This is a genomic window from Laceyella sacchari (genome assembly GCF_024927925.1).
GTDB lineage: Bacteria > Bacillota > Bacilli > Thermoactinomycetales > Thermoactinomycetaceae > Laceyella > Laceyella sacchari.
Genome location: NZ_CP103866.1, coordinates 763,873 through 778,811, shown reverse-complemented (window position 1 = coordinate 778,811; position 14,939 = coordinate 763,873). Strand labels below are relative to the sequence as shown.

The following is a 14,939-nucleotide window of genomic DNA, read 5'->3' as shown; positions in this document are numbered from 1 at the left end:
AGAGAAGCCTTCTTCCAAACATTACTCTTTCATTCAGAAGAAAAATCATATATGATATCAAATTAAAACCATACCATTGTTGCCAAGCCATTTTAAGACAAAGGAGTACGCATGATGAAGAAGGCATTTACTCATTGCAATATTTTCACACTGGATGAACAGTGCACCCAATATGAAAACGGCTGTATCATCGTCAACGACGGCACTATCGAATATGTCGGTGAATACCACGATGCCTTCGTTCAAGCATGTGATGAGCAAATCGACTGGACAGGTAAGTGGGTGATGCCCGGCTTGGTAAACAGCCACGTGCACATTGTCATGAACATTCTCCGCGGCGCCGCGGAAGATTTGAGTCTGCATCGTTGGCTCAACGAAAAAATCTGGCCGCTGGAATCCAAATTCACCGATGAGATCGCTGAAGTGAGTGCTCAAGCGGCCCTGATTGAAATGATCAAGTCCGGCACCACCACCTTTAATGATATGTACAATCCGATCGGTCTGGATTGTATGCGACTGTATGAAACCGTCAAACAAGCGGGATTGCGAGGATATTTTTCTTACACACTGTTCACTCCCCCGGACGGAAGCAGTGAAGCCGACACCTTGGCCAGAGCCAGAGACGTCGCCAACTGCATCCGGCGGGACAACTCACTGGTCTCCACAATGATTGCACCGCATAGTCCTTACGCTTGTTCGACCGAGCTCTTGCAAAAATCGGCCGAGCTGGCGGCGGAATTGGGGTTACGCCTTCATATCCACGTATCGGAAACGGAACATGAAGTGGATCTCATCCGTTCACAACATGGACTGACCCCGGTGCAATATCTGCGGGAAATCGGTTTCTTCCAAGCTCCGGCCGTCTTCGCACACGGTGTGGTACTGGATGAGCAGGATAAAGAAATCTTGCGCGAGACAAACACCACCATCGCCCACAACCCCGTCTCCAACTTGAAGTTGGGATCAGGGATCGCCGATGTTGCGGCTTTGCTCGAGGAAGGAATCCATGTCGGCATCGCCACGGATAGCGTCGCATCCAACAACAATCTGGACATGTTTGAAGAGCTACGGATTGCAGCCTTGCTACAGAAAGGAACGCACCGCAATCCTGAATTGATTCCAGTGGACACCATTTTGCATATGGCCACACACCAAGGGGCCACAGGGTTGGGCCTAGCGAAAACAGGCATGCTCAAACCTGGATTTGCCGCCGATTTTATCACTATCCAACCCGCCGGCAAAATCCACTTCACCCCCTCCAACCACGCGTTGTCGCATCTGGTATACGCCACCAACGGCCGAGATGTAGAAGACAATGTGGTAAATGGGCAGTTTCTCATGAAAGACAAGCAATTGCTAACATTGGATGAAGAACGCGTCAGCCGGACACTTAACCGGCTCTATGCGGAACATCTGCAATAAAAACAAGGCCACCCCTACCCAAAGGCGGGGGTGGCCTTGTCACACATAGAAAGAGTAATGCCCAGTGGCTTCTGACATCTACAGTTCAATTCCGGCAGGTTCCGAAACGGTGCTCTTATTCACCTTGGGCTGAGCCAGTCGCTCGGCGAGCGCAATAACCGCCGGAATGAAGAGTGGCAAAATCCATGCGGATAACAAAATCAGCGCCAAGATGACCACGGTAGCGATTTGCAACAGAGTGACCACCCCGGACGGAAGCATGGCCGCAAAGGTGCCACACAGAATAACGGCGGCGGAGATGACTACACTGCCGGTGTGTTTCATCGCTTCCTTGATCGCAATCGTGGGTCGATGCAATCCATACTCCTTATACCGCATCAAGACAAAGATGCTGTAATCAACACCCAAAGCGATGATCATGATGAAGGAGAAAAACGGCACCGTCCACGACAAACCCGGGTATTGGAACAAGTGACTAAACCCGAATTCGGTCACTGCCAGCGAACTAAAGTAAGCCAACACCAAGGCCGCGATTACGCTGAGAGACAACCAGAAGGAGCGGAACAGCACAATCAGCATCAGGCCGATTCCGACCAACATCAAGATCACAGTGCGACTGAAATCCTCGGCAGACATCCCTTGCAAGTCGCGGTTGATGGAGGAAACCCCGCCGACACCGAATTCCGCTTGTTCATATGGCGATTGTTTCAATGTCGCGCGTACGGTCTCTTCAATTGCTTTCGCCACTTGCATCGCCTCTTCGCTATAAGGGTCCTCGGCCAGCGCCACCGTCCATTTGGCCGATTGGCGGTCCTTGGACATGTACATATCGAGCGCTTTCTGGAAGTCTTTGTTTTTGCGGGCCTCCTCCGGAACAAAGAAGGTACGCGTCGCACCGGAACCAGTCACTTGGCCCAGATACTTGTTTGCTTCAGACAGCCCAGCAGAGATTTTTTCTACCCCTTTGGCGCTGGAAGACAAGCCTGACTGCAATTGCTTGATGCTGGCGGCAAATTGCCCCAACCCTTGATCCAAGCGTTTCTGGCCTTGATTGATTGCGTTCAATCCATCTTCGATTTGATCCACTGCATCAACGGCTTGAGCCTGCCCGCTGGCCAATCGTTTCGCTCCTTGCGTCATTTGGTTTGCCGCATAACTCATCTGTTTTTGGGCAACGGCAATCTCTGCCAAACCGCCATTGGCCGCTTTCAATCCTTGCGCCGTGCGAGACAGGGAACCTTGCAATTGGTTCATCCCCGCTTCCACACCGCTCGCCTGCGCTAACAAGAGATTGGCTTTCTCTTTGATTTCTTGCACATTGGGATCATTGGGGTCCAATTTATCCGCGGCTTGGTTGATCTGGGTTGCCAATGCTTTGATCCCGGCTACCTGCTGCCGCAACCCGTCCGCCCCGGCGGCCAATTGATCCAACCCACCGGAGATTTTCATGTATTCACCCACCAACTTTTCATTGCTGGATGAGATTTGCTTCAGTCCACTCTCCAGTTGCGCCAATCCTTTGGCCAATCCTGGTTGCTTGGCGCTCCCTTGGCCCAATCCGGCTTGAATCTGCTTCATCGCTTGTTGCACTTGATTCAGCCCATCCCGCGCCGCTTTTGTGCCGTCCACCAATTTGCTGACTTGATTCAAATCGCCTGTGGTGGCAGCACCCATTTTTTCTGAAGCTTGGGATAGTCCAGCCGAAATGGCATCCAGCCCATCGGTCGATTTGCCGATCCCGTTTTCCACCCCTTTGGCTTGATCGTTGAGGTAGAACTGGTCGATCGGCTCCCCACCTGGCTGCGTCGGGCCATACACCGTCTTCACACCGGGCAGGCGACTCAGTTTCTGATGGAGCTGGTCAAGAAAAGCGAGTGCTTCCGGCGAGTCCAGCCGTTCATCGTTCTTTATAACCACCGTTGTCGGCAAGGTCTGACCCGGGCCAAACTGATCGGCCACGATACGGAAGCCGCGCACCGAATCATAATCCGGGTTTACTTCCTGCAGGCTGTCAAATGACAAGCGCCCTTCATGGAAAAACCATGAGCCGGCCAAGACCCCGACCAACACAATGGAAATGACGGGGCGTTTGACAGAGAAACCGCCCAGCTTGCGCCACAACCCGTTCTCCCCGTGACTGTCCAGCTTCCGGGAGGGCCAAAAAATGGCGCGACCCATGACAGCCATGAAGAACGGAACCACTGTGTATAGAGCCAGCAACAGGAAGGCGATTCCGATGGCCACCGCCACTCCTGACTGGTAAACGCTAAACTTGGAAAAGCCGAGCATGCTAAACCCAATCAGCACAGCCAGCCCGCTGAAAAACACCGTTTTGCCCGCGGTTTGATAAGTGGCGATAATCGCTTCCGCCACATCGTCCCGCTTGGCTAGTTCTTCCTTGAAGCGCATAAACAACAAAATGTTATAATCCGTGCCGATGCCAAACAGCACCAAGATTAAAAAGGTTTGCGTCGTATTGGCAAACGGGAAGTCGACTGCCTCCACCAAGTGGGAAACCGTCGCCATCGACACGAGGTATGTCAACCCTACGGTAAGCAGTGAAATGAGAGGCGTCACCGGAGAGCGGAATATAATGACCAATACCGTAATGATAAACAGCACGGTCAACAATTCCGTTTTCTTCACTCCATCGAGAGACGTTTGGGCAAAATCCTCGTTGATAAACTCATTGCCCGTCAAATAGGTGCGAACGCCTTCGACTTGCACCGCCTTGGCGAGTTGTTCCCGCAATTCGGCCACTGTGCGCTCGCCCTGTTCAATCTCTGCGATGGCCATTACCGTCGTCTTGTCTTTGGAAATCAACTGCTCCTCCGACTCTTTGTTGCCAAAGGGCTGCAACATGGAAGTGACCCGCAGTTGTTTGCTCTTTTCCAGCGCAACCAGCTTCCGCTCAATCTCCATCATTTGCGATGAAGCCAGTTGTTTGTCCGCATGGAATACAATCAACGCTTGCACGTTTTTATCGCCATGGTCATCGCCATCCATCTCGGCGAGCAATTTGGCGGCCTTGCTTGACATGAATTCATCCGCAATGTGCGGTTGCCCTTTTTCGCGAACCAATTTATCAGTGGAGGGCATCGTCACAAACAGAACAGCGGCGGCCACCACCCATAACGCAAAGAACAACCACTTGCGTTTGAGAACCCACTTCAATCCTTTCATCTCTCCTTCCTGAGTTGACTCACTGGTCACACTTTAGCAAGGAAAAATAAATCAAATCTAAATCAAATATGAAAAAAGATAAAAAAAGTGGGTCAATCCGATGACTGGGCAATCGGGATGGCAAATCTGACCGCCAACCCGCCCAAACGGGCCGGAAAAGCCTCCATCTCTCCGCCATGCCGCTCCACAATCGTGCGACAAATCGCCAACCCCAAACCGGTACCGCCGTTTTCCGCTTGCCTGGCCCGATCGACAGTGTGAAATTTGTTAAACAGATGCGGCAGCTCCGCTTGCGGCACACCCACGCCGTTGTCTTCGATCAGAAACTGGGCCATGCCCGCATCGATATAGCCCGTAAAATGGATCATCAAATCTTCTGTTTGCGCATAACGAACCGCATTGCTGATCAAATTGGCCACCACCCGGCGCAGCCATTCTGGGTTGGCGTCGAGGCGCGTTTCCTCTGTAAACAAGTGATGAGCGCGAAAGCCGATGCCCAATCCGGCGCACTCGGCTTCATATTCAGTAGCGATCGAGTTGAAAAAAGCATCGGCACGAATCAACGAAGTCTGCATCTCGATCAGGTCTGCTTCATGTTTGCCATAGGCTGAAAACTCAGCCACCAAGTTTTGCATGCTGGCGGCTTTGGTCTGCAACAGCCGGATGGTCTCCTCCTGTTTATGCGGATCTTTGATCACCCCAGACGCCAACAATTCCAAAAACCCCTGAATAGTGGTCAGGGGTGTTTTCAAATCATGCGCAATCGAAGTGATCATGTGCAACTGTTCCCCATAAGCGCGATCCAACCGTTGTTCCATGGCATAAACATGGCGGTACAGATCACCGATTTCATTGTTTTGCCGATAATGAATCGGTTGGGGGCGCCGCCGCAACCGGATTTGGGACAAGCGCTTGTTCAAATTTTGAATGGGTTTGGTGATGAAATGATGGAAATGAATCGTCATACCGATGAGAAAAATGACCAATATGGAAACAAACGCAAACGCCGTCCAATTGATTAACCGTCCCACCCCAAACTCAACCAATCGCGGTTGGCGGATGATCTTCAACTCCCCCACCTTTCTCTGGCCGTCATTCACGGGCAATGATAAAGCCACGGTGAACCGGTTGGGCGCAAGGGTTCCTTCTGCGAAACGACCCACCTCGCCACGGTATTCCAATCGGATGCCCTCCTCGGCGGCCATCCGACGCAACGCTTGCTTCAAAGCCTCCGGTTGGCGGTGAAGCTTTTCCACTTGTCTCACCATTGCGATATTGTCCTGAACATCCTCTTCCGTCCGGTCAGCCACTTGTTGGATGAACACATGATGTACATAAAAAACCAAGAAACCTACTACCCACAAAAAAACCACCACGGCCAACACCAAAAAGAGACAAGGAATCTTATACTTCAGTTTCATTTGTCCTCACCATGCAACAGCAGCTTGTAGCCCACGCCCCAGATGGTTTTAATCATCGCATTACCAGCGCCCAACTTCTTGCGGATGTTTTTTATGTGCACCGTGACCGTATTCATGTCACCCTCGTCGTCTCCCCAGACGCGCTGGTAGATTTGTTCTCGCGACAAAACCTGATTTTGATGCTGATAAAGAAAATAGAGAATCTGAAACTCCTTGGTAGACAGATCCAATCTCTGTCCATCCAAGAACGCCTCATAGGTGTTTTCATTCATGGATAATCCGCTTTGAGACGGCACTTCAGCGGCACTCACATCGCCTTGAAGTTGGCTAAGCCGCTCCGAACGGCGAAAGTGTGCTTTGATCCGAGCCACCAACTCCTGCACCCCAAACGGTTTGGCGACATAGTCATCAGCACCGATCTCCAGACCGATCACTTTGTCGATCTCCCGATCGCGCGCGCTCAACAGAATAATCGGCATGTGATATTTCCGTCGCAACTGGCGGATCGCTTCTAATCCATCCATCTCCGGCATCATGATGTCCATCACGATCAAGTCGATGGATTGCTGTTCTACCAATTCCAGCGCCTGTCTGCCGTTGCTGGCAGCGAACACGAGGTATTGTTCATAGGTAAGGGCTTCGGTCAATAGTTGAACAATGCCCTGGTCATCATCCACGATCAGGATACTTTTTGCCGACATCGATTGCCTCCTGTCTTTTGTGTTTGTGATTAGGGTCTCGTGTGTACTCAGAACTGGCAACCCCTTTCTAAGAGTAACACATCCCGCTCCCCTTCCTACTGCCAAACAGTCAGGGGTCATGAAGCGCATTCCTCTTCCGCATCGGCCAACGGAAATCGCATGACAAACGTGGTTCCCCGCCCCAACTGGCTCTCCACCTCAATCGATCCCCCGTGCAACTCCACCAGGTGTTTGACAATCGGCAATCCCAAGCCCGTACCACCATGCTTGCGCGAACGTGACTTTTCCACACGGTAGAAGCGTTCCCAGATCCGGTTCACTTCCACTTCGGAAATACCGATGCCTTCATCGATCACTTTTATCACCGCTTCTCCCCTCTGCCTGAACAGTTCGACCAGCACCTTGCCTTGTGGCTTGGAGTAACGTAGCGCATTGTCCACCAAATTCATGATGATTTGCCGAAAGCGGTTCACATCAGCCTGGATGCGGATGGATGGTTCAAGGTTTCGTTCCAAGCGAATTCCCCACTCAGCAGTGAAGAGCTCCATCTCCTCCAGCGTTTTACGGATCACCGGCGCGATGTCAATCCTTTGCTTACTTAGCGCGAACTTCCCTTCATCCAATCGGCTCAATACAATTAAATCCTCAACAAGACATTCCAACCAATCCGATTGGTCATAGATAATCCCCATCAAACGGCGGGCATCCTCCGTGGGAAGGTTCTCGCGCCGCAACAGAGCTGCATACCCTTTGACATATGTGAGAGGCGTGCGCAACTCATGGGCAACATGGGTCAAAAATTCCTTGCGAGAAGACTGGTAATACAACAAACTCTCCGCCAGCAAATTCATTTGCCTGCCCAATGCGGCCACTTCATCCTGCCCTTTGATCGGGACGCGCACGTGGTAATTGCCTTTAGCTAATTGCTCCGCGATTCTACCCATCTCGATAATTGGACGGCTGATCCGCCACGACAGGACCATGCCCACTCCCATGACGATAACCAAGACACCAGCGGCAGCCAGCACAATCATGAATTTAAAAGAGTGAAGCGTGCTCTCCAGCAAGGTCAACTCAGCGCCCATAGCCACCATCCCCGACAAGGTTTGATCCTTGATGATGGGGCTTGATGCCATCATGTACACCCGCCCGTCCACCTCCAACAAGCGAACGAGCGATCGTTCTACTGAACGCGCTCTTTTTCGCTCGGCCTTCGCGAAGGCGAGCAACCGCTCCCGCATCGCAACGGGGGCACTGACCCAACTTCTCCCGTCAGTGGTCAAGACACATAGGCCGGTAGTCGGGCCATTTTCCATCCCTAGCACATGCCTGAGCGCGTCTTGACTAAAGTCATGAGCCAGAAAAACGGCGTAAGAGCGGGAACGATCCCCCAAAAAAGTTTTCATGTATAATTTGTACTCTTCCTTAATGATCAAGAAACACAAAAACCCCAACAGCCCGAGGCCGGTGATCATAATGACCAGGATCATCGCCATCCATTTGGTCGTGACATGCTTCATCTTCACATCACACCCCATTTATAACCAAATCCCCAGACTGTCTGTATCACTTCCTCCCGGAGCCCCGCTTGGCGCAATTTGGTGCGCAAGTTTTTAATATGGGTGTCTACCGTGCGGGCGTCGCCGTAATAATCGAACCCCCACACTTTCTCCAACAGTTGCTCTCGGGAAAAGGCCTGTTTGGGATGCTGAGCCAGTGTACGCAACAAATCAAACTCAATCGGGGTCAATTTGATCTCTTCCCCGCCATGCCAAACTTCCCTTCTCGCCCAGTCGATGTGTAACCCATTTGCCAGCCCTTCTTGTTTCTGGCCGCGCTTTCGCGTCCGTCTCAACACCGCGTGGATGCGGGCCACCAACTCCATGGGTTCAAAGGGCTTTGTGATATAATCATCCGCCCCCAGCTCCAATCCCTCCACCCGATCCTCCAAATCAGAACGCGCGGAAAGAAAGATGACGGGCAAATCCGTTTGCTCTTTCCGCAATTGGCGCAACAACTCTCTTCCCTCCATGCCCGGCATCATGATATCCAGCAGGCACAAGTCAAAGGAGCGGCTCCGAAACAAGCGCAAAGCCTCCCGGCTGCAACTGGTCACGGTCACGCTGAACTCCGGCTCCAAAATCATGGACAGCAATTCCAGCATGCGTGTCTCATCATCAACAATCAACACGGACGCTTTCATTCACCACACCCACCCAACCACTTGACGGACTATCTACCAATTCCACTCAACTCCTTCATCGTTTCTTCAAAATTTTCCATTACCCTATGTTAATGACGGAGCGAAAAGCCAAAGCCCTTCGCCTGTAAACCCGCAAATCGCTACGGCAATCATCGGAATAATCAAAATGATTTGATGTGATGGTATCACAGACCTCTTTTTTTGTCGAAACAGCGACAATCCCCCCAATCACTGTGTTTGCACTATAAAATACTACTGTGCACCGAATGATTATTTCATGAAGAATGATTATTTCATGAAGGAGGAATAACCATGTTCAAAGATGAAAGATTTCATGCTTACACGATCCAATCTTTTCACAAAGATGTCATGGCCGGCATCGTTGTCGGCGTTGTCGCACTCCCATTGGCATTGGCATTTGCCATCGCCTCGGGCGTCCGTCCCGAATACGGCTTATACACTACCATCATCGCCGGTTTCATCATTTCCCTGTTGGGCGGTTCCAAATATCAAATCGGAGGGCCGACCGGCGCGTTTGTGCCGCTGCTGTTGGGTATCGTGGTCACACATGGATATGAGAGCTTGTTGATCGCCGGATTTATGGCTGGGGCAATACTCATATGCATGGGGATATTCAAACTGGGCAATCTCATCCATTACATGCCCCGTCCAGTAACCATCGGCTTCACCACGGGCATTGCCGTCATCATCTTTTCCGGACAGATCGCCTCATTCTTAGGCCTGCATCAATTGAAAAAGGAATCAACCTTTCTGTTGCAAATGAAAGAGCTCATCAACAACCTCATCCATGTCAATCCATATAGCGTCATCACCGCTATCATCTGTTTGATCACGATACTGATCACCACCAAGTGGTTTCCCAAGCTACCCGGTGCGTTAGTGGGATTAATCCTATCCACCTTGGTTGCCACCCTGTTTTTCCCGGGTAAAGTGGCCACCATCGGCACCGTGTATGGCGGCATCCCCAATGAGTGGCCCACTTTCTCCTTTCCCACATTCACTTTGGAAAAAGGGATAGAACTCTTCATCCCGGCGGTGGCCATCGCGATGTTAGGTGGAATTGAATCACTGCTGTCCGCGCTGGTCGCAGACAACATGGGAAACACCAAGCATCACAGCAATCGGGAATTGATCGGTCAGGGAATCGCCAACATGGTCACTCCTTTGTTCGGGGGCATTCCAGCCACCGGAGCCATTGCGCGCACCGCAACCAATATTAAAAACGGCGCCCAATCCCCCATTTCAGGCATCATACATAGCCTGTTTGTCTTGCTCGTCTTGCTTGCGCTTGCGCCGCTCGCCTCTCAAATCCCACTGTCCAGCATGGCACCTGTCTTGATGTTTGTCGCTTGGAATATGTCTGAACGGAACGAATTCGTCCATATCCTTAAAAGCAAATCCGGGGATGCCGCCGTTCTTCTGCTCACCTTCACGCTAACCGTACTGACGGATTTAACCTTCGGTGTGTTAGGTGGCATCGGCTTGTCCGTCATCCTGTTTGTCATCAAAATGAGCAAAGCATTGATCATCCAACCGCAGGCCACCTCCGATCCCACGGCGTTAAAAGTGAAATCGTCCTCTCACCCGTACGTGCATGTGGTGCATGTTGAAGGGCCTCTTTTCTTCGGCTCGGCAAAACGGTTCATGTCATCCATTCAAGACCTCCCCGACCGTCAAACATTGGTCTTGTGCATGAACCATGTTCCCTATCTGGACGCAACCGGAGAAGCGATATTCGCCAAACTGGCCGAGAAATGCCATAAGCAAGGCAACACCCTGCTCATCAGCGGCCTCAATGACCAACCCCGTCAAGTGCTGGAACGCGCCGGTTGGATGCGCAAAATCGGTTCAGCGCACTTTTTCAGCCAATTGGATGACGCGCTTCGGTTTGCTGAGCAACAAGCCAACATCCCTCAGCGAGCGGCCAGATGAGTACCAAGCTCCGCAATCTCTTCATCCTTACAAGGTGGCCATCGCATACTTGGTGGGTAAAAAAATCACAATCATTTAAGGTAGGAGTTATGACATCCTCCTTAAATGATTGTGATCTTAAATAAAAAAAGGGTCTGTCTCCTTGTAGCGATAACCCGAAGTTTACGCCCCATGCGCACTCCGGGTTTCCTTAACAACAACGTCTCTCTGCACATTCTTTCTTACATGCATGGGGATGATGATTTACGAAAAGAACTTCTTATGTTTGACTTTCCATTTTCTTCCCTCATTCGCTTTGTTTACCGACAGGCTGGCACCCATCTCCGATTCGGCCCCAAAAAACTCAATCACTTGCTCCATCATCACTTTTCGGGTCAAAATACCCAAAAAACGCCCTTTGACATCGATAATGGGTATGTAGGAATGATTGAGCAACACTTCAAACGCAAACGAGAAGATGGAGTTGGCCAAGATCCCTAGGCAAGTTTTGTTCATCGCTTCTTTTACCGCATGTTCTTTCAATCCGGAGAAATCGCCTTCGCGTTGGTTTAATTGTTGGACAAAATCCAAGATGTTGGTTTTACTTATCACTCCCTCCACCTCACCCGCATCATTGATGACCGGAACGGAGCTCAGCTTTTCCTTTGTCAACACCCGCAGCGCTTGATCCAGTGACAACTCAGGATGAACGGTAGTCACACATTCTTTGGGAATGATCAACGATTCAATGCCTTGTGAAAATAGGTAAGCGTTTTTGGCAAACATATCGGTAACCCCTTTTGCAAGATAGTGTAAAAAGGCGTTCTCTTTTAAATATGAAAAAACCGCAGGATCATGTTCTGCGGGCCTTTGTCGCTCTCCCGTCCCTTCTTCGGCCAAGCTGGTAGGATGGGTGACTTGCACATACTTCCCAACATCCAGAGATTCTTGCTAGCACATGTCTGATAAATAGGCCAGCAGGTCCAAAAAAACCCCACTCTCTAGGCGCAAGCGGTCCACCTCTGTTCGCGACGGGGGAAGATTCAGCAAATAGCGACATATATATTTAACGCAAATCATACCTTTATGAATGTATCTTTGCAAGACTTTTTTCTCGACAATGTGTATCTGTCTGTAGGTCAAGCATAACCATCGAAAAGGACGGCACACTCATACTTTGGAGCGTGTCGTCCTTTTGCTCTTAAAAACGAAGCTTTGATTACCCTTTTGGTTTCACAAACAACGCGGCAAAAAATGCAAAAAAAATCGCCGCCGTGATCCCCGCGCTGGTGATCTTGAAAATACCAGTGATTGCGCCTGTCCATCCATCCAACTTCATCTGCTGAATGGCCCCGTGCACCAATGAATTGCCAAAACTGGTGATCGGCACGGTTGCCCCTGCACCAGCAAATTTGATCAACGGTTCATACAAGCCGAGACCGTCGACAATCGCGCCCGCAACCACCAATGTCGCCATGGTATGGGCTGGCGTCAACTTAGCCACATCAAACAAAAGCTGCCCCACTACACAGATGGCTCCACCAACTAGAAAAGCCCACAGATATTGCATCATCCGCTTATGTTCCCCCTTTCTATTGAAACAGCATGCGCAATGCAAGGAATGGTCTCCCCTTGCTGATAAGACAGCGGAGACAGCAGTGCCCCAGTCGCCACAACCAAGATGCGGTTAAATTCTCCCTTTTTCATGCGGTTCAACAAATGGCCGTATGTGACCACCGCGCAACAAGCGCACCCGCTCCCTCCCGCTTGCACCATTTGCTTATCATAGTCGTATATCATCATGCCACAATCCCAGTATTTCGCCAGATCGACCGGAATCCGGTGTTTCTCAAGCAAATCGCAGACAATGCCATGCCCCACCTTTGCTAAGTCACCGGTCACAATCAAGTCATAATGGTCTGGCGTAATCTGCAAATCGCGAAAATGCGCTTGGATGGTATCGACGGCTGCCGGCGCCATGGCCGCACCCATATTGAACGGATCGGTCACCCCCATATCGACCACGCGGCCAATCGTGGCCGAGGTGACGATCGGGCCTTCCCCCTGCTCGGAGATGACTGCCGCCCCCGCGCCCGTCACTGTGTATTGCGCGGTCGGCGGCTTTTGAGAACCATATTCTGTGGGGTAACGGAATTGCTTTTCCACCGCTGAGTTGTGGCTACATGTCCCTACCAGCACGTCGGTGGCCGCCCCCGCATTTACCAGTAGCGAACCCAGTGCCAAGCTCTCCATCGAGGTAGAACATGCCCCAAAAACCCCCAAGTAAGGCATCCCCAAGGTTCTCGCCGCAAAGCTGGTGCTGACAATCTGGTTCATCAAATCTCCGGCGATGAAAAACTGAATCTGCTCTTTTGTGAGCCCTGATTTGTCAATGGCCAGTTGCGCCGCTTCCTCAATCAGCATTTTCTCCGCTTTTTCCCAACTGTCTTGGTTTAGCGTGGACTCACCATGGATTACGTCAAAATCTTCGCCCAATGGCCCCCGCCCTTCAAAGGGGCCAACAACTGTGGCCGTCGACTGGATGACCGGCTTTCTTTCAAACACCCAACTCTGATGACCTTTTCGCATGTTATGAACCCCCACCTGCAATATTGGGATTGAATAACAAATGCAACAACGCAATAATCACGGCGGCAACGGTACCAAACACGATGACTGATCCCGCCAATTTGAACATTTTTCCTCCAACCCCCAAAACCATCCCTTCACTGCGATGTTCAATCGCAGCCGAAGCCATGGAATTGGCAAAGCCCGTCACGGGTACCGCTGAGCCCGCTCCAGCCCATTGGCCGAATTTATCATATACTCCCAAGCTGGTGAAAATCACGGACAACAAGATCAGCGACGCCACCGTCGCGGTGGACGCTTGGTCTTCGGGAAGGCCAACCCATTTCATGTACATATCTTGCAACAATTGCCCTACGATGCACACACCTCCCCCGGCGATAAAGGCACGCAGGCAATTTTTGCCGACAGGGCGCGGGGGTTCATGTTTTTTAGCCAGCTTTTGATATTCTTGTTGCACAGGTGTCAGTTTCTTTTTTTGATCGTTTGCCATTGTTTCTCTCCCTAACTGATTAACTGTGGTTTGATTTCCTTGATCACTTTTTGCAATTGATGCGAGCTTTGCTCATACAGCTTTTTGGCTTGCTCATCGTCCGTCGACAGGCTAAACATCTCCAGGTCGGCCTCACATTTTTTCAGTGTGGCCAGCAACTTCGCTTTTTCTAGTGTCGGCTGGATCTGGATTTGATCATCATACAGATCCAGATACAGCTGGCCGTCTGAGTCGACTTGGCCGATGAACACATTTTCCAATGCCACCCCTTGCTTCTCCAGCTCCGTTTGCAACCATCCGCGATTTAAACCCCGGGTGGCCAATTCTTCATCCAAGATCGCGCCGTCCTCGATTACCACATGGGGTTCGTCCTCATGACCGACCTGAAGCCCCAACATCTTAGCCGTGACTGGCCGCCTGTCCTTATACGGCAATACGTTGATATTTCCGTTGGCTTCCATCACGGCAAATTCAACATCACTCACATTGAAAATGTTTTTGTTCCGCAGTTGTGCCATCATCTCTTCAATAGTGATCCGTTCTTTTTTCAGGTTATCTTCCAGCACTTTTCCGTTTTTGATTAAGATGGTGGCTTTGCCGTCAAGCCATTCCCTCGCTTTTTTGCTTTTCAATTGAAGAAGTTCAATTCCGAACGCTACCGTTGCCCAAATGGCTAATGAAACAATGCCCAAGTGCCATTTTTCGCCCATTTCCAGAGGAATATAGGCCGCCAAGCTGCCAATGGTGATGCCGGTTATGTATTCAAAGAGTGACAGTTGGTTCACTTGCCTTTTTCCTAGCAACTTGGTTAGCACGAAAAGAATGATGATCGCCACCAACGTCCTTAGCGCCACTGCAATCCAATCCGGCATGAAGCCCGCCTCCCCTTGATTGGTGAAATCATTATTGCTTAGTATGATCTCTTTCCGGACGGATATGCATTTTTTTGGCATCATAATCAGATGTTCATTGCGCAGATTAAGCCTATGACAATAATG

General features: G+C 50.7%; 12 protein-coding genes. 2 read left to right on the top strand and 10 right to left on the bottom strand.

Features of this window, described 5'->3' with window-relative positions:
- Positions 1–114 precede the first annotated feature (114 nt).
- Positions 115–1,422 carry an amidohydrolase gene (locus NYR52_RS04000; RefSeq protein ID WP_259436723.1) on the top strand — a complete coding sequence of 436 codons (1,308 nt, stop codon included), beginning with the start codon at positions 115–117 and terminating at the stop codon, positions 1,420–1,422.
- Between the two features lie 78 nt (positions 1,423–1,500).
- On the opposite strand, the gene NYR52_RS03995 is transcribed toward NYR52_RS04000, so the two are convergent.
- The 5 genes from NYR52_RS03995 to NYR52_RS03975 all read right to left on the bottom strand — a co-directional run bounded on the left by NYR52_RS03995 (position 1,501) and on the right by NYR52_RS03975 (position 8,930).
- Positions 1,501–4,605 (bottom strand): MMPL family transporter, encoded by a 3,105-nt coding sequence (locus NYR52_RS03995; protein ID WP_259436349.1) that lies wholly within the window; start codon positions 4,603–4,605, stop codon positions 1,501–1,503.
- 92 nt (positions 4,606–4,697) lie between these two features.
- Positions 4,698–6,026: a sensor histidine kinase gene (locus NYR52_RS03990; RefSeq protein ID WP_259436348.1), complete on the bottom strand. Its 1,329-nt coding sequence runs from the start codon at positions 6,024–6,026 to the stop codon at positions 4,698–4,700.
- Positions 6,023–6,727, bottom strand: a complete 705-nt coding sequence (locus NYR52_RS03985) for a response regulator transcription factor (protein ID WP_132219755.1) — start codon at positions 6,725–6,727, stop codon at positions 6,023–6,025. Before NYR52_RS03985 ends, NYR52_RS03990 begins: the two co-directional genes overlap by 4 nt.
- A 116-nt stretch (positions 6,728–6,843) precedes the next feature.
- Positions 6,844–8,247, bottom strand: a complete 1,404-nt coding sequence (locus tag NYR52_RS03980) for a sensor histidine kinase (protein ID WP_259436347.1) — start codon at positions 8,245–8,247, stop codon at positions 6,844–6,846.
- A 2-nt stretch (positions 8,248–8,249) separates the two neighbouring features.
- Positions 8,250–8,930 carry a response regulator transcription factor gene (locus NYR52_RS03975; protein WP_259436346.1) on the bottom strand — a complete coding sequence of 227 codons (681 nt, stop codon included), beginning with the start codon at positions 8,928–8,930 and terminating at the stop codon, positions 8,250–8,252.
- A 312-nt stretch (positions 8,931–9,242) separates the two neighbouring features.
- Here NYR52_RS03975 and NYR52_RS03970 point away from each other — a divergent pair, with 312 nt between their 5' ends.
- Positions 9,243–10,883 carry a SulP family inorganic anion transporter gene (locus NYR52_RS03970; protein WP_259436345.1) on the top strand — a complete coding sequence of 547 codons (1,641 nt, stop codon included), beginning with the start codon at positions 9,243–9,245 and terminating at the stop codon, positions 10,881–10,883.
- A gap of 243 nt (positions 10,884–11,126) precedes the next feature.
- Here NYR52_RS03970 and NYR52_RS03965 read toward each other — a convergent pair whose 3' ends face one another.
- The 5 genes from NYR52_RS03965 to NYR52_RS03945 form a co-directional block, all read right to left on the bottom strand.
- Positions 11,127–11,786 (bottom strand): CBS domain-containing protein, encoded by a 660-nt coding sequence (locus NYR52_RS03965; protein ID WP_259436344.1) that lies wholly within the window; start codon positions 11,784–11,786, stop codon positions 11,127–11,129.
- Positions 11,787–12,081: 295 nt separating this feature from the next.
- Positions 12,082–12,432 carry a stage V sporulation protein AE gene (spoVAE, locus tag NYR52_RS03960; RefSeq protein WP_029071947.1) on the bottom strand — a complete coding sequence of 117 codons (351 nt, stop codon included), beginning with the start codon at positions 12,430–12,432 and terminating at the stop codon, positions 12,082–12,084.
- Positions 12,432–13,451, bottom strand: a complete 1,020-nt coding sequence (gene spoVAD / locus NYR52_RS03955) for a stage V sporulation protein AD (RefSeq protein ID WP_022737228.1) — start codon at positions 13,449–13,451, stop codon at positions 12,432–12,434. The genes spoVAE and spoVAD overlap by 1 nt, the downstream gene beginning before the upstream one ends.
- 1 nt (position 13,452) lies before the next feature.
- Positions 13,453–13,941 (bottom strand): stage V sporulation protein AC, encoded by a 489-nt coding sequence (spoVAC, locus tag NYR52_RS03950; protein ID WP_102991709.1) that lies wholly within the window; start codon positions 13,939–13,941, stop codon positions 13,453–13,455.
- A gap of 11 nt (positions 13,942–13,952) precedes the next feature.
- Positions 13,953–14,813 (bottom strand): DUF421 domain-containing protein, encoded by an 861-nt coding sequence (locus NYR52_RS03945; RefSeq protein WP_259436343.1) that lies wholly within the window; start codon positions 14,811–14,813, stop codon positions 13,953–13,955.
- Positions 14,814–14,939 lie beyond the last annotated feature (126 nt).

Excerpts from the sequence above, each read along its gene's own strand:
- NYR52_RS04000 (WP_259436723.1), top strand. The coding sequence starts at position 115 with ATGAAGAAGGCATTTACTCATTGCAATATTTTCACACTGGATGAACAG.
- NYR52_RS03995 (WP_259436349.1), bottom strand. The coding sequence starts at position 4,605 with ATGAAAGGATTGAAGTGGGTTCTCAAACGCAAGTGGTTGTTCTTTGCG.
- NYR52_RS03990 (WP_259436348.1), bottom strand. The coding sequence starts at position 6,026 with ATGAAACTGAAGTATAAGATTCCTTGTCTCTTTTTGGTGTTGGCCGTG.
- NYR52_RS03985 (WP_132219755.1), bottom strand. The coding sequence starts at position 6,727 with ATGTCGGCAAAAAGTATCCTGATCGTGGATGATGACCAGGGCATTGTT.
- NYR52_RS03980 (WP_259436347.1), bottom strand. The coding sequence starts at position 8,247 with ATGAAGCATGTCACGACCAAATGGATGGCGATGATCCTGGTCATTATG.
- NYR52_RS03975 (WP_259436346.1), bottom strand. The coding sequence starts at position 8,930 with ATGAAAGCGTCCGTGTTGATTGTTGATGATGAGACACGCATGCTGGAA.
- NYR52_RS03970 (WP_259436345.1), top strand. The coding sequence starts at position 9,243 with ATGTTCAAAGATGAAAGATTTCATGCTTACACGATCCAATCTTTTCAC.
- spoVAE (WP_029071947.1), bottom strand. The coding sequence starts at position 12,432 with ATGCAATATCTGTGGGCTTTTCTAGTTGGTGGAGCCATCTGTGTAGTG.
- spoVAD (WP_022737228.1), bottom strand. The coding sequence starts at position 13,451 with ATGCGAAAAGGTCATCAGAGTTGGGTGTTTGAAAGAAAGCCGGTCATC.
- spoVAC (WP_102991709.1), bottom strand. The coding sequence starts at position 13,941 with ATGGCAAACGATCAAAAAAAGAAACTGACACCTGTGCAACAAGAATAT.
- NYR52_RS03945 (WP_259436343.1), bottom strand. The coding sequence starts at position 14,813 with ATGCCGGATTGGATTGCAGTGGCGCTAAGGACGTTGGTGGCGATCATC.